The organism is Pseudomonas sp. E1MeOHC2 (assembly GCF_058745025.1).
Genome location: NZ_CP196675.1, coordinates 3,253,886 through 3,267,336 on the forward strand (window position 1 = coordinate 3,253,886; position 13,451 = coordinate 3,267,336).

The 13,451-nt window shown below is 62.2% G+C and carries 12 protein-coding genes; 7 read left to right on the forward strand and 5 right to left on the reverse strand.

Annotated features, from left to right (window positions below; translation table 11 throughout):
• Nucleotides 1–105: 105 nt before the first annotated feature.
• Both ACSSU5_RS14665 and ACSSU5_RS14670 read left to right on the forward strand, forming a co-directional pair.
• Nucleotides 106–588: a glutathione peroxidase gene (locus tag ACSSU5_RS14665; protein ID WP_264310280.1), complete on the forward strand. Its 483-nt coding sequence runs from the start codon at nucleotides 106–108 to the stop codon at nucleotides 586–588.
• 117 nt (nucleotides 589–705) lie between these two features.
• The gene (locus ACSSU5_RS14670; protein ID WP_492559163.1) at nucleotides 706–1,572 is read left to right on the forward strand and encodes an RHS repeat-associated core domain-containing protein; all 867 of its coding nucleotides are present in this window, start codon (nucleotides 706–708) and stop codon (nucleotides 1,570–1,572) included.
• Between the two features lie 14 nt (nucleotides 1,573–1,586).
• On the opposite strand, the gene ACSSU5_RS14675 is transcribed toward ACSSU5_RS14670, so the two are convergent.
• Nucleotides 1,587–2,801 (reverse strand): glycosyltransferase family 4 protein, encoded by a 1,215-nt coding sequence (locus ACSSU5_RS14675; protein WP_492559164.1) that lies wholly within the window; start codon nucleotides 2,799–2,801, stop codon nucleotides 1,587–1,589.
• 178 nt (nucleotides 2,802–2,979) lie between these two features.
• On the opposite strand from ACSSU5_RS14675, the gene ACSSU5_RS14680 reads away from it, so the two are divergent.
• A complete protein-coding gene (locus ACSSU5_RS14680; RefSeq protein WP_492559165.1) occupies nucleotides 2,980–4,293 on the forward strand; it encodes a methyl-accepting chemotaxis protein in 1,314 nt (437 codons plus the stop codon).
• A gap of 129 nt (nucleotides 4,294–4,422) precedes the next feature.
• Here the strand turns inward: ACSSU5_RS14680 and cysZ are convergent, their stop codons facing one another.
• A complete protein-coding gene (cysZ, locus tag ACSSU5_RS14685; protein WP_492559166.1) occupies nucleotides 4,423–5,151 on the reverse strand; it encodes a sulfate transporter CysZ in 729 nt (242 codons plus the stop codon).
• Nucleotides 5,152–5,480: 329 nt separating this feature from the next.
• On the opposite strand from cysZ, the gene trxB reads away from it, so the two are divergent.
• Nucleotides 5,481–6,443, forward strand: a complete 963-nt coding sequence (gene trxB, locus ACSSU5_RS14690) for a thioredoxin-disulfide reductase (RefSeq protein WP_264310272.1) — start codon at nucleotides 5,481–5,483, stop codon at nucleotides 6,441–6,443.
• A 136-nt stretch (nucleotides 6,444–6,579) separates the two neighbouring features.
• On the opposite strand, the gene nadC is transcribed toward trxB, so the two are convergent.
• Complete coding sequence (gene nadC, locus ACSSU5_RS14695; RefSeq protein WP_264310271.1) at nucleotides 6,580–7,428, reverse strand: carboxylating nicotinate-nucleotide diphosphorylase; 849 nt, start codon at nucleotides 7,426–7,428, stop codon at nucleotides 6,580–6,582.
• A gap of 242 nt (nucleotides 7,429–7,670) precedes the next feature.
• Between nadC and ACSSU5_RS14700 the strand changes: the two genes are divergently transcribed.
• The 3 genes from ACSSU5_RS14700 (at nucleotide 7,671) to ampE (ending at nucleotide 11,327) form a co-directional block, all read left to right on the forward strand.
• Nucleotides 7,671–9,845, forward strand: a complete 2,175-nt coding sequence (locus ACSSU5_RS14700) for a DUF1631 domain-containing protein (RefSeq protein ID WP_492559167.1) — start codon at nucleotides 7,671–7,673, stop codon at nucleotides 9,843–9,845.
• A gap of 88 nt (nucleotides 9,846–9,933) precedes the next feature.
• A complete protein-coding gene (gene ampD / locus ACSSU5_RS14705; RefSeq protein ID WP_264310269.1) occupies nucleotides 9,934–10,500 on the forward strand; it encodes a 1,6-anhydro-N-acetylmuramyl-L-alanine amidase AmpD in 567 nt (188 codons plus the stop codon).
• Nucleotides 10,497–11,327, forward strand: coding sequence for a regulatory signaling modulator protein AmpE (ampE, locus tag ACSSU5_RS14710; protein ID WP_264310268.1), 831 nt, complete (start codon nucleotides 10,497–10,499; stop codon nucleotides 11,325–11,327). The genes ampD and ampE overlap by 4 nt, the downstream gene beginning before the upstream one ends.
• A 116-nt stretch (nucleotides 11,328–11,443) precedes the next feature.
• Here ampE and ACSSU5_RS14715 read toward each other — a convergent pair whose 3' ends face one another.
• Nucleotides 11,444–12,220 carry a TatD family hydrolase gene (locus ACSSU5_RS14715; protein ID WP_264310267.1) on the reverse strand — a complete coding sequence of 259 codons (777 nt, stop codon included), beginning with the start codon at nucleotides 12,218–12,220 and terminating at the stop codon, nucleotides 11,444–11,446.
• Nucleotides 12,221–12,222: 2 nt separating this feature from the next.
• The gene (cra, locus tag ACSSU5_RS14720) at nucleotides 12,223–13,218 is read right to left on the reverse strand and encodes a catabolite repressor/activator (protein ID WP_264310266.1); all 996 of its coding nucleotides are present in this window, start codon (nucleotides 13,216–13,218) and stop codon (nucleotides 12,223–12,225) included.
• Nucleotides 13,219–13,451: the final 233 nt, after the last annotated feature.

Sequence of the window (13,451 nt, forward strand, 5' to 3'; positions counted from 1 at the left end):
GCCGATTTGCCTTCCCAACGGGAGGTGGACGGCTTGGACGAGCGCCTTTTTATTGGGCGGATTTCGCCCCCCGCGGCAATCGGGAACCTGAGAGGGGATTACAACATGAGTGCATTTCACGACCTGAAGTTGGAGGCACTGAACGGCGGGGAGCTGCCCCTCGCACCGTTCAAGGGCCAAGTGGTGCTGGTGGTCAACGTTGCCTCCAAGTGTGGCCTGACGCCGCAATACGCTTCGCTGGAGAAGCTGCAACAGCAGTTTAAGGGCAAGGGGTTCAGTGTGCTGGGGCTGCCGTGCAACCAGTTTGCCGGCCAGGAGCCAGGCAGCGAGAAAGAGATCCAGGAATTCTGCAGCCTCAACTACGGTGTGAGCTTCCCGCTGGGCGCCAAGCTTGAGGTCAACGGGCCGCACCGCCATTCGCTGTATCGCCTGCTGGCGGGGGAAGGGGCTGAATTTCCCGGCGACATCACCTGGAACTTCGAAAAGTTTCTGGTGGGCAAGGATGGGCGCGTGCTGGCGCGTTTCTCGCCAAGGACTGCGCCGGACGACCCTGCGGTGGTGCAGGCTATCGAGAAAGCGCTGGGCTGAACACACGGGCCGCTTTGCGGCCCATCGCCGATATGAACTGATATTTTTGCCAGTAGCGGCAATAGTAGGTGCGCTGTCAAACTTCAACCTCGCGAACCGCATCACGAGGTTTGGCAAATGGCGCTTATGTATTTTTATCAAGGGCATCGCCTGACGCTGCTACATCATGAGCAAGAGCAGCGACGTGTCTTCGATGTGGCAGAGCACGCACATGCAGTCGTGATTAAAAGCGCCGATGCACAGACATCGATACTGCTGGTCAATGATGCTTTATCACCGGCCATGCAATCCCACCCCAAACAGCCAGTAGAGTTTCGCCTCTACGCCCCCTACGGTTACCAGGCCCCCCATCCTTTACTGCCTGGGTTTACCGGTCAGGTACCCGAGTCTTTGACGGAAGGCTATCTGCTAGGCAAGGGTTACCGCCTTTACAGCCCTGTCTTGATGCGGTTTACCGCACCTGATGACTGGAGCCCCTTCGGTGCCGCCGGCATGAACACCTACGCGTATTGCAAAGGTGATCCTGTCAATCACAGCGATCCGTCAGGCCATATGCTGAAGGCGCTCAAAGGGATGCTGAGAAATGCGGGGGAACGAGTGCTCAAGGCAACAGACTCAATTATGTATGAGTATGTTAAAGCCAAGCACGGGAAGCGGATTTTTGACGAGATTTACCCGATCGAATCATCGGCGGGCAAGCCTATGCCGCATACCGCTTTAACACCTGCAGAAAGAAAAGTAGGCAAGATGATGTTGAGCGAAAGCCTTGAATATCATAAGAATAACTATGCGTTATTGACGAAGCGTCATTCAAATGCAGTGCAAGGGAAAGAAGGTAGCAAGATCATTTTCGACGAATCACCAGAGTATATCGCTGATGTACTTTCAGTAGAAATCGAGAAAGTTCGTGTTCGGATCGCCAATACAGAAAAAGCCTTGCTGGCCGTGAATGAGTCCGCGCAAGCCATAAGGGGCTCACGGTAGCTGGCGATCTCCGCTCATCCTTGCGTCTGAGATGACTCAGGTTTGACCTCGACCACTGAGCTGGTGCTCCCCGGCTGTGCGCTATTCTCTCTTGTAGCAACACTCAGATAATTCTCGAACTGCTCGACAATCCCCGGCCAACCCTGGCGGCTGGCGTGTTGACGCGCATTCAAGCGTACCCTTCGCAGGGTTTCCTCCTCTTCCAGCAACCAGCACGCTGCATCGATAAACGCCGCCTGATCCCCTGGCATCGCCAGCGCGCCGCTGTGCCCATGACGAATATGTTGCGCGGCGGCTGCCTCATCGTAGGCGACCACTGCCAGCCCTGAAGCCATGCCTTCAAGCACCACGTTGCCAAAAGTCTCGGTCAGGCTTGGGAACAGGAACAGGTCGCCGCTGGCATAGTGCTCGGCCAGTACCTCACCGCGCTGGGCACCACAGAACACGGCATCAGGCACCTGCTGTTGGAGGTTGGCGCGCTGCGGGCCATCACCGACCACGATCAGGCGCAGGCGCTTGTGTGGATAACTCTTCTGCAGGGCGTCCAGGCACGGGCGCAGCACGCCAAGGTTCTTTTCTGCCGCCAACCGCCCGACATGCAGCACGGCGATATCATCCGGGCCAAGCCCCCAGCTTTCGCGCAGCACCTGGCTGCGCCGCGCAGGGTTGAACAGGCAGGCATCGACCCCGCGAGCCAATAGCTCCAGGCGCTCGAAACCACGGCGCTCCAGTTCCAGGCGCTGGCTGACGCTGGGCACCAGGGTGATTGCCGTGCGGCGATGGAACCAGCGCAGGTAATGGGTGAGCAGCCGTGCCAGCAGACCCAGGCCATACTGGCCGGAATACTGCGGGAAGTTGGTATGAAAGCCGCTGACCACCGGCACCCCCAGGCGCCGCGCCGCACGCAGTGCACTCAGCCCCAGCGGCCCCTCGGTGGCGATGTACAGCACATCCGGGCGTTGCCTGCGCCAGCGCCGCAGCAGCTTGTGCATGGACACTTCGCCCCATTGCAGGCCGGGGTAGCCGGGCAAGCCCCAACCGCGGCACAGCAGCACATGCGGATCGTTGTGCACAGGCGCTTCGCCGGCCTGGCGGGGGCGTACGATCTCGATGTCATGCCCACGTTGGCGCAGCCCTTCGCAGAGGCGGCCAAGGGTGTTGGCTACACCGTTGATCTCGGGTGGGAAGGTTTCGCTGACGAGGGTGATGCGTAGGGCGGGTGTATTCATGACAAAAAGTTTCCGCTTGCATCATTGCGCCCATGTGACGGCCTCGTGACGTGCAGGTGACGCCTGATTGCCGGTTGTTGCAACTTTATGAATATTTGCGTGGAGGGCACTCAAGAAGCGAGTACCGGCAGCCGATGAAGATGCATTCGATTACGTGCTGCGCTCCAGGAGAGCGGTAATGTTCAACAACAAGCTCAAGCAAGAAATCCAGCAACTGCGTGAAGACCTGATGTCCGTCGAGCAGGTCAAGAGCAGCCTCGACAGCGAGATGCTGGTGCTCCAGCTCGACCCCCAGGGACGGATCGAGATGGTCAACGGTAACTTCGAGAGCGAGATGCTCTACCGTGCCGACCAATTGCTTGGGCGCAAGCTCGAGGACATTGTCCCGGCCCATGTGAAGACGCTCGACTTCTATCAGCGCATGAAAACCGCGATCAGCCGTGGCGAGCATCTTAACGGGGCCTTCCGCCTGCTGCGCGGCAATGGTCAGGAAGCCTGGCTGCGCTCCATCCTGCAGCCGGTCAAGAACAGCGAAGGGCGCATCAAGTATTTCAGCCTGCACTCCAGCGACCTTACCCGCACCATCGAAACATCGCGTGAGCATGAAAGCCTGATCAAGGCGCTGATGCGCTCCACCGCAGTGATCGAATTCAACCTCGACGGCACCATCCTGACCGCCAACGAACGGTTTCTGACATCGGTCGGCTACCGCCTGGAGCAGATCCGTGGCAAGCATCACCGCATCTTCTGCGAACCGGCCGAGGCCAATTCGGCGGGCTATCAGGCGTTCTGGGACAAGCTGCGCCGGGGCGAGTACGTGGCTGAACGGTTCAAGCGTATCGATGCCCATGGCCGGGTCATCTGGCTGGAGGCCTCCTATAACCCGATCTTTGATGCCCATGATGTGCTGTACAAAGTGGTCAAGTTTGCCACTGTGATCACCGACCAGGTCAACCAGGAGCAAGCGGTTGCCGAGGCGGCGGACATCGCCTTTAACACCTCCCTCAGTACTGACGCCAGTGCGCGCAAGGCCACCGACGTGGTCACACAGACCGTAAGCGTCATGCGGGGGCTGGAGTCGTCGATGCAGGAAGCGGCCGAAGGCATTCAGGCGCTGGATACCCAGTCGCGAGTGATCGGCTCGATCATCAAGACCATCAGCGACATTGCTGGGCAGACCAACTTGCTGGCGCTTAACGCCGCCATCGAAGCGGCCCGGGCGGGCGAGCAGGGGCGTGGTTTTGCCGTGGTCGCTGATGAAGTACGCCAGCTCGCCTCGCGTACCAGCACTGCTACCGAAGAAATTGCCAGGGTGGTGCAGCAGAACGAGCAATTGGCCCAGGCTGCGGTAGCGATTATCGACACCAGCAAGCGTCAGGCTGAGCAGGGGCTGTCGCTGGCCGATGAAACTGGCCATGTGATCGTCGAAATCCAGGACGGCGCGAAGCGGGTGGTGGATGTAGTCGGGCAGTTCTCCAGCCGGCTCGGGTAGGAGCGGCCTTGCGTCGCGAAAGGGCTGCGTAGCAGCCTCGGCAATGTCTGCGGCGATGCTAAAAACCTGGGGCCGCTACGCGGCCCTTTCGCGACGCAAGGCCGCTCCCACACAAGGCCGCGCCTGGCGTTAGTCGCGCTCACGCACCCAGAACAACGTAGCCCCCGCCACCGCCGCCGGCATCATCAGCACGTTCACCACCGGCACCATCAGCGCCAGGTAGGTGATGCCGCCAAAGCCCAGCGACTGCCAGCGCTTCTGGCGCAACCACGCCAGCATGTCCTGCCAGCTCATCTTGTTGTTGTCCGCCGGGTAGTCGATGTACTGGATAGCCATCATCCAGACACCAAAGATCAGCCACAGCGGCGCGGCAACCACGTTGACCACCGGGATCAGCGACAGGATGAACAGGCCGATGGCCCGTGGCAGGAAGTAGCCCAGCTTGCGCATCTCGCGGCCGAAGGTGCGCGGCACCATGGCCACCAGCTCAGCCCAGCTGAAGGCGGGGAAATTGTCTTCGCCACGCACCACCACCTCGACCTTTTCGGCCAGAAAACCGTTGAACGGCGCCGCAATGACGTTGGCCACCAGGGTGAAGGTGAAGAACACCATCAGCACCACCAGCGCGACGAACAGTGGCCAGAGAATGTACGTGAGGAAGTTCAACCAGCTGGGCAGGGTTGGCATCAGCGCGTCGACCCACACACTGAACTGATGGCCGGCAAAGTAGATCAGGCCGCCGAACAGCAGCAGGTTGACTGCCAGGGGCAGCAGCACGAACAACCGCAGGTTCGGGCTCAGCACCAGTTTCAGGCCTTCGCGCAGATACTGGGGGCCAGAGAGGACAGGGGCTTGCATCGAGACACTCCGAACATAAGGAAAACGCGCTGACCTTACCGAGTTTGTTGCGCCGACGAAAGGCGGGCGATGCCGGAGAAACCGGCTGTAACAAAAGCATCAGGGCGTTTTTGGTGAATGAAATTGCTGGATAGACGATGCCTATGAGGTGGATTGTCGAAGGATATTTCCTTAATCTTTGCGACCTCGCTACAGTGCGCTCAACTTTTAGGTTTTGGACCAACGCGTTGTAGCCTTCCCCAAGGTTGCGTGGGTCCTTTTTAAATTCCAGCTGGCACCGCCGGCACACCGATGCTGGCCCCGTGCGGCCGGCTCGACAGGAGTTCGACATGTCTGAAGTACGTCATTCGCGCGTCATCATCCTCGGTTCCGGCCCTGCCGGTTACAGCGCCGCAGTCTATGCTGCCCGTGCCAACCTCAAGCCGCTGCTGATCACCGGCATGCAGGCCGGTGGCCAGCTGACCACCACTACCGAAGTCGACAACTGGCCGGGCGACCCCCATGGCCTGACCGGCCCAGCCCTGATGCAGCGCATGCAGGAGCACGCCGAGCGCTTCGAGACCGAGATCGTCTTCGACCACATCAACGCTGTAGATCTGGCCAGCAAGCCGTTCACCCTGAAGGGTGACAGTGGCACCTACACCTGTGATGCCCTGATCGTCGCCACCGGCGCCAGCGCCCGCTACCTGGGCCTGCCGTCGGAAGAAACCTTCATGGGCAAGGGTGTTTCGGCCTGCGCCACCTGTGACGGCTTCTTCTACCGCAACAAGCCGGTAGCGGTTGTCGGCGGCGGCAACACCGCCGTTGAAGAGGCGCTGTACCTGGCCAACATTGCCAGCAAGGTGACCCTGGTGCACCGTCGCGAAACCTTCCGCGCCGAAAAAATCCTGGTCGACAAGCTCAACGCCCGCGTGGCCGAAGGCAAGATCGAGCTCAAGCTCAACGCCACCCTGGACGAAGTGCTGGGTGACAACATGGGTGTGACCGGTGCACGCCTGAAGAACAACGATGGCAGCAGCGACGAAATCAAGGTCGACGGTGTGTTCATCGCCATTGGCCACACGCCGAACACCTCGCTGTTCGAAGGCCAGCTGACCCTCAAGGACGGCTACCTGGTGGTCAACGGCGGCCGCGAAGGCAATGCCACTGCCACCAATGTCGAAGGTGTGTTCGCAGCCGGCGACGTGGCAGACCACGTTTACCGTCAGGCCATCACCTCGGCCGGTGCTGGCTGCATGGCCGCGCTGGACGTCGAGCGTTATCTGGACGGCCTGGCCAACGCCGCGTTCTGATCCAAGCCCGAAAAAAAACCGGCCATCTGGCCGGTTTTTTTATGCCTGGAATTTTCTGCGCCTGTTCGGGCCGCTTCGCGGGCAAGCCCGCTCCCACAATGACCCATGTTATCCGGGGTACAAGCGCCGCGCGCCCTCAGAGGCTCAAGCGCATCGACAGGTCAACGGCTTTCACATCCTTGGTCATGGCACCAATGGAGATGTAATCGACGCCAGTCTCGGCAATAACCCGCAAAGTGCTCTCGTTGACGCCGCCGCTGGCCTCAAGTTTGGCCTTGCCTGCGGTGATGCGCACCGCTTCGCGCATTTCATCCAGGGTCAGCTCGTCGAGCATGACGATATCTGCACCCGCATTCAGGGCCTGGCGCAGTTCGTCCAGGCTTTCCACCTCGATTTCCACCGGCTTGCCAGGGGCGATACGGTGCGCCGCCGCCACTGCCTCGGCCACGCCACCGCTGGCGGCGATGTGGTTTTCCTTGATCAGGAAGGCGTCGTAAAGGCCGATACGGTGGTTGTCGCAACCGCCGCAGGTGACCGCATACTTTTGCGCCAGGCGCAGGCCTGGGAGGGTCTTGCGGGTGTCGAGAAGGCGTACCTGGGTCCCTTCGACCATGTCGGCCAGAAAGCGCGCGCGCGTGGCGACACCAGACAACATCTGCAGGAAGTTCAGCGCGCTACGCTCACCACTGAGCAGCGAGCGTGCCGGGCCTTCCAGGTGGAACAGCGGCTGGTTGGCCACCGCCCTCTCGCCGTCGGCTACCTGCCAGTGCACGGCCACCCGTGGGTCGAGCTGGCGGAACACGGCATCGACCCAGGCGGTGCCAGCGATCACGCAGTCCTCGCGGGTAATGATGGTCGCCTTGGCCAGGCGCTCGGCCGGGATCAGCTGCGCGGTGATATCGCCACTGCCGATGTCCTCCAGCAGCGCGCGGCGCACGTTGGCTTCGATTTCAGCGGTCAGGTCGGCGAGGCGTAGGTTCGGCATGGTCGGCTCCACAAGCTAGATGCCGGCGATTATAGGGCAGGGGGCCGGTGTGTACAGCCGCATAGCGAGTGACCTTTGGTCGGTCGGTGTGAGCGTCTGACCCAGAACAGGGTCATTTTCCTGCAAGCGATACGGCGCTGGCAGCTATCAGAATTTTTGCCGATACTGGTGCCCAGTATTTGGCGTCATGGTTTTGACGATTCATTGCACTGACGGGCAAGCGAACCTGCAAGGAGTTCAGGATGCATAAAGAAGGCAAGGTGGTGCCGCTGGCGGCAGCCATCGACCGGGGCGCGCGCACGCCTCTGCCTTGCCTTCCGGTGGTGCTCCTGCAAGTGCGGGACAAAGCTGCACTGCAATTGCGTCAAGGCCTGCAAGGCTTGTTCGACAACGCCGACGACACCCTTTTCGAGATGGCCGACAAGGCCTTTGAACGCTGCGACCAAAACCTGTATTTCGAAGCGATGCGTGATTTGCGTCTGAAGCGCAAAAGCATCGAGCGCGGCTTTCTCGATACGTTCTATGGCACCTTCGCCAGCATCGGCAAGCTCGACCCCTTGGGCGGCCTGGATGGCGGGGAAAGCACCGGCAACAAGAGCCAACGAGAGCGTGCGTCGGCCCTCGATGGCATGGTCGCGCGGGTGCTGTCGCGCGATGGCGTTGCCCTGCAGCAACTGGGCCTGCGCTTGCAGGCATTGCTTGATCGCCCTGTGGGCGAGCAGCAGAACCCAGTTGGGCCCGCCGCCCTGTGCGGCTATTTCCTCGAAGCCGGCCGCAACCTGGGGGTTGGTCTACGGGTGAAGCTGGTCCTGCTCAAGCTTTTCGAACGCTACGTGCTGCGCGATGTGGATGTGCTCTATGCCGAGGCCAACCAGTTGCTCGCCGCAGCCGGCGTGCTGCCCGAGCTGCAACCGGCCCCACGGCGGCGCGCCGAGGACCGGCGCATGAGCGCCGGGCGTCGGCCGGCAAGCCTGGAGGCACAGGTGCAGGTGGGCGCCGACAGTGCGGGGCAAGCGTATTTTGCTTCGCTGCAAACACTCCTGGCCCCGGCGCGGGGGCAGATCGCGCCGCGTTTGCAGGCCGTGGCCGCTGCCCGGCCGATCAGCACCGCCGACCTGCTACGCCTGCTCTCACACCTGCAGCACTATGTACCCGCCACGCAGGCGGCAGATGACTTCGAGCTCGGCCAGCAGCTTGAACAACTGCTGTTGCGCGTAAGTGTGCGCAGTGGCACACGCCGGCGCATCGCCACGGCCGATGAAGACATGATCAATCTGGTCGGCCTGCTGTTCGAGTACATCCACAACGACGACAACCTTCCGGCCAGCCTCAGGGCGCTGATCGCGCGTCTGCATATTCCGCTGCTCAAGGTCGCGCTGCTCGACAAAGGGCTGTTCAGCCGTGCCAGCCACCCGGCCCGCCGCTTGCTCAACGAGATTGCGGGTGCTGCGATCGGTTGGGAGAAGGGGGGTGAAGGATTGCGCGACAGTTTGCATGTGCGGGTGGAGCGAATCATTCAGCGCCTGCTCAACGACTTTACCGAAGACCCGAGCCTGTTCGCCGAGTTGCTCGACGATTTTATCGCTTTCAGCCAGGACGAACGCCGCCGCAACGAGCTGCTCGAACAACGCACGCGCGACGCCGAAGAGGGCCGGGCGCGCACCTTGCAAGCTCGCCAGCAGGTGCAGCACGTGCTCAACCAGCGTCTACGTGGACGGGTGTTGCCGCAGGTGGTGGTACAGATGCTGGTGCAGGCCTGGAGCCAGGTGATGTTGCTGGCGTGGCTCAAGCAGGGCGAGGGCTCCCAGGCCTGGCACAACGCCTTGGCCACCCTGGACGCGCTGCTTGCCAGCATCGCCCCGCACCACGGCCCACAGGCGTGTGAGCAATTGCTGCAAGCGCTGCCTGGGCTGCTCAAGGCACTGCGCGAAGGCCTGGCTGGCGTGGCGCTGGACTCGACCGCTACCCGCGACTTCTTTTTGCAGTTGGAGCAGTTGCACCTGCGCGCCTGCTCCACGTCGCAAGGGCCCCTGGCCGATGACCACCCGGAGCTTGAGGCGGTGCTTGTGGCCGAGGACATCGTGCTGGCACTGGCCGAAGAGCCGGCTTGTGCGCCCCTGCACGTGGCCGACGGCCACGCCTCGGAGCAGCGCCAGGTGCAGCGTTTGCGTATCGGCACCTGGGTCGAGGTGTTCGATGAAGACCAGCCACTGCGCTGTAAGCTGGTGGCGCGTATCGACAGCAGCGATCGGCTGGTCTTCGCCAATCGCACGGGCATGAAAGTGCGTGAGTGGAACATTGGCAGCCTTGCCCTGGCGATGCAGCGGGGGGAAGTGCGGGTGCTCGATGACGGCTTGCTGTTCGAGCGGGCGCTGGAGGCGGTGCTCGAAGGGCTGCGGCAACGGCAGGTCCGCTGAACCACCATTACAATGATTCACATGCAAACGGCCTCGGACGCAGGGCATACTGCTGCTCTGTACCCGGCGTTTTTTCAGGATCTACCCCATGCAATTGGACCGTGCCACCGGCTGGTTCCACGGAATCACCCACTGCCCTTCGCCGAACTTCAATGCACGCCCCGAGGGCGAGTCGATCTCCTTGCTGGTGATCCACAACATCAGCCTGCCGCCAGCGTGTTTCGGCACCGGCAAGGTTCAGGAATTCTTCCAGAACCGCCTGGACGCCAATGAACACCCCTATTTTGCGAGCATCAGTCACCTGACGGTATCGGCGCATCTGTTTGTCGAGCGCAATGGCGCCGTGACCCAGTTCGTGTCGTTGCTCGACCGCGCCTGGCATGCCGGGGTGTCGAGTTTCGACGGGCGCGAGGGCTGCAATGACTTTTCCATCGGCATCGAGCTCGAAGGCACTGACGACCTGCCTTACACCGATGCCCAGTACGCCACGCTGGAGCAGCTCACCCGGCAGATCCGTAACGCCTGGCCGGTCATCAGCCTTGCGCGCATCCAGGGCCACAGCGACATTGCGCCAGTGCGCAAGACCGACCCAGGCCCGGCATTCGACTGGCATCGCTATCGCCAAACCGTGAAGGATAACGAGGACAACCCATGAGTTTTCTGGTTTTGCTGCTGGCACTGTGGGTCGAGAAATTCTCGGCATTGCGCCATCAAGTACAGCGCGACGGTTTTTTCCTGGGTGAGCTGGTGCGCCTGGAGCGTAGCGGCAAGGTGCACCCCTGGTGGACCTTGGCCATTCTGGTGCTGGCGCCGGTGGCGGTGCTGGTCCTGCTGCTGCATGTGCTGGAGCCGGTGGCCTATGGGCTGCTGGCGTTGCCGGTGCACTTGCTGGTGCTGATCTACAGCCTGGGCCGTGGCGACGCCAAGGCGGCACTGGGGCCTTTTCGCGATGCCTGGCGGCGCGGTGATGATCAGGCTGCCCTGCACGTTGCCGAGCGCGACCTGGGCCTGGTGGCCGACGAACCCCATAGCCTGCTGGTGCGCGTGCAAGGCTACCTGCTGTGGCAGGCCTATCAGAGCTTCTTTGCCGTGATCTTCTGGTATTTCGTGCTCGGCCCAGGTGCGGCATTGGCCTATCGCCTGCTGGCGCTGTGCGGTGAGCACAGCAAGCAACCCGCGCTCAAGGCGCGTGCCGAGCAACTGCGGCACATCATGGACTGGCTGCCGGTGCGGGTAATGACCTTGAGCTTCGCGCTGGTTGGCAACTTCGTCGCCGTGACCCGCGTCATGCTGCACGAGCTGCTCAACTGGCACATCAGCGCCGGGCACCTGGTGGCCCGTGTTGGCCGGATTGCCGACGATATTCCCGAGCAGGAGGACAGCCAGCGTGGCCTGAGCCGGTTAGACAGCCTGTGGGAGTTGCTGCTGCGCTGTGCGGTGCTGTGGTATGCCGGGTTTGCGTTGTGGACCGTGCTGGTCTGACCTGCCACGCGGAGCATGGCACCGGCTTCGCCGGTGTTCGCGGGGCAAGCCCGCTCCCACAGCGTCGGTGTTAAATCACTGAGTCAAGTTTTGTTCTATGGGCGAAAGGGCCTGCACTACCAGCCAAATAACTCACAGGCATTCTTGCTGCTGGCGTTAGCCAACAGGTCCACCTCTATGCCAATCACCTCAGCCAACGCCACGGCAATCTCCGGCAGGTGCTCCGGGCTATTGCGCTGCCCGGGGTACATTACCGGGGCCATGTCCGGCGCATCGGTCTCCAGCACGACACTGTCCAGCGGCAGCCGTGCCAGTGTCTTGCGCAACCGCAACGCCTGCGGCCAGGTAGCCGCCCCGCCAAGGCCAAGGCGGAAACCGAGCTTGATGTATTCGCGCGCCTCTTCGTAGCTGCCCGCGAATGCATGGATGACCCCGGCCCGGGCCGGCTTGTAGCGCTTGAGCGTGGCGATCACCTGGGCATGGCTGCGGCGTACGTGCAGCAGCGCGGGCAGCTCGAAGTCGCAGGCGAGCTGCAACTGGGCCTCGAACAGGTCCTGTTGGCGGCCCTTGTCCAGCGTTTCCAGGTAGTAGTCCAGCCCGAACTCGCCCACGGCGCACAGGCGTGGGTCGCCGCGCAGGCGCTCCAGCCAGTCGCGCAGTTGGGCAAGGTGTTCCGGGCGATGCTGGTCGAGATAAACCGGATGCAGCCCAAGGGCTGCAAACACGTGCGTTTCGGCGCAGGCCAGGTCCCATACCCGCTGGAAATTCGCCTGATACACCCCCAGCACCACCATGCGTTCCACCCCGCGCGCCGCCGCGTTGGCCAGCAGGCGCGAGCGGTCGGCGTCGAAGTCGGGGAAGTCGAGGTGGGTGTGGGTGTCGATCAGGCGCATGCTCAGCCCGCTGTAATGCGTTGCTTGAAGGTTCGACCGATGGCGTGCACGCCGGGTTCGTAACGCTCCTCCTCGATGGCTGCCAGGGCCAGCTCCAGCGCCGTGGCAGCAATCAGCCCGTGCTGCTGGGCCATGGCGTTGACCGGAAGTGGCAGGAAGTCGAGCAACTGGTTGTCACCGAAGGTGCCCAGCTGCAGCTGGCGCGAGTCGGCGGGGCGCGCCTGCAGGGTGTCGAACACGCCTTGCAGCAGCACGTAGGAGGTGGTCACCAGGGCATCTGGCAAACCACCCTGTTCGTCGATCAGTTGCTGCATCAGGCGCTGACCGCATTCGCGGCTGAACGCCTCGCCCTGGTAGCGACGTACCTCACCGGCATAGCCTTGCAGGGCCTCGTCGAACCCGCCGGCACGGGCCTGGCTGACCGAAAGCTCCGGGCGCGCGCCGATCAGCGCGATGCTGCGCGGGGCCGCGCTCAGCAGGCTGGCGGCCAACTGGCGGCTGGCGTCGCGATCATCGCTGATGACCGAGCAGAAGTGCGCGGGGTCCAGGCGGCGGTCGATGGCGATCACCGGCAGGCCCTTGTCCTGCAGTTCACGGTAGCTGTCGTCTTCGGCTGGCAGGCAGCTGGCGACGAACAGTGCATCGCAACGACGGGCGCGGAACAACTGCTGCAATTGGCGCTCGCTGTCCGGTTGGTCATCGCTGCTGGCAATCAGCAACTGGTAGCCGCGGGCGCGGGCGCCTTGTTCGAGCTGTTTGGCAATGCGCGCGTAGCTGGGGTTCTCCAGATCCGGGAGAATGAAGCCCAACGTACGGGTATGCCGGCTGCGCAGGCCAGCGGCTTGCGGGTTGGGCGTAAAGCCATGGGCCTCGACCACTGCGCGCACGCGCTCGACAGTGCTGCTGCTGATGCGCTGCTGTTCGGCCTTGCCATTGATGACGTAGCTGGCAGTGGTCACGGACACACCGGCCAGACGGGCGATATCGCTGAGTTTCACCGAATTTTCCTTGTTATTACCGGGGCTGGCTGCGAGGCCAGACCGGATAGTTTGACCCGGAGCTGCGCTCACGCGCAGACGACCATTGTCGCAATTGTCCGACAGGATGGGGCTTTTTCCTCGGGAGATTATCGAGTAACGTGGCCGCCTGGTCAGATTAAACGATTCAGCTGCCAAATTTTCTGCCTCGGCGGCTATCTGTGCAAGGCGGTTGAACTGGCCGTTTTCGTGAA

Bases quoted from the DNA above. Each gene is read 5' to 3' on its own strand.
- ACSSU5_RS14665 (WP_264310280.1), top strand. From the start codon at position 106: ATGAGTGCATTTCACGACCTGAAGTTGGAGGCACTGAACGGCGGGGAG.
- ACSSU5_RS14670 (WP_492559163.1), top strand. From the start codon at position 706: ATGGCGCTTATGTATTTTTATCAAGGGCATCGCCTGACGCTGCTACAT.
- ACSSU5_RS14675 (WP_492559164.1), bottom strand. From the start codon at position 2,801: ATGAATACACCCGCCCTACGCATCACCCTCGTCAGCGAAACCTTCCCA.
- ACSSU5_RS14680 (WP_492559165.1), top strand. From the start codon at position 2,980: ATGTTCAACAACAAGCTCAAGCAAGAAATCCAGCAACTGCGTGAAGAC.
- cysZ (WP_492559166.1), bottom strand. From the start codon at position 5,151: ATGCAAGCCCCTGTCCTCTCTGGCCCCCAGTATCTGCGCGAAGGCCTG.
- trxB (WP_264310272.1), top strand. From the start codon at position 5,481: ATGTCTGAAGTACGTCATTCGCGCGTCATCATCCTCGGTTCCGGCCCT.
- nadC (WP_264310271.1), bottom strand. From the start codon at position 7,428: ATGCCGAACCTACGCCTCGCCGACCTGACCGCTGAAATCGAAGCCAAC.
- ACSSU5_RS14700 (WP_492559167.1), top strand. From the start codon at position 7,671: ATGCATAAAGAAGGCAAGGTGGTGCCGCTGGCGGCAGCCATCGACCGG.
- ampD (WP_264310269.1), top strand. From the start codon at position 9,934: ATGCAATTGGACCGTGCCACCGGCTGGTTCCACGGAATCACCCACTGC.
- ampE (WP_264310268.1), top strand. From the start codon at position 10,497: ATGAGTTTTCTGGTTTTGCTGCTGGCACTGTGGGTCGAGAAATTCTCG.
- ACSSU5_RS14715 (WP_264310267.1), bottom strand. From the start codon at position 12,220: ATGCGCCTGATCGACACCCACACCCACCTCGACTTCCCCGACTTCGAC.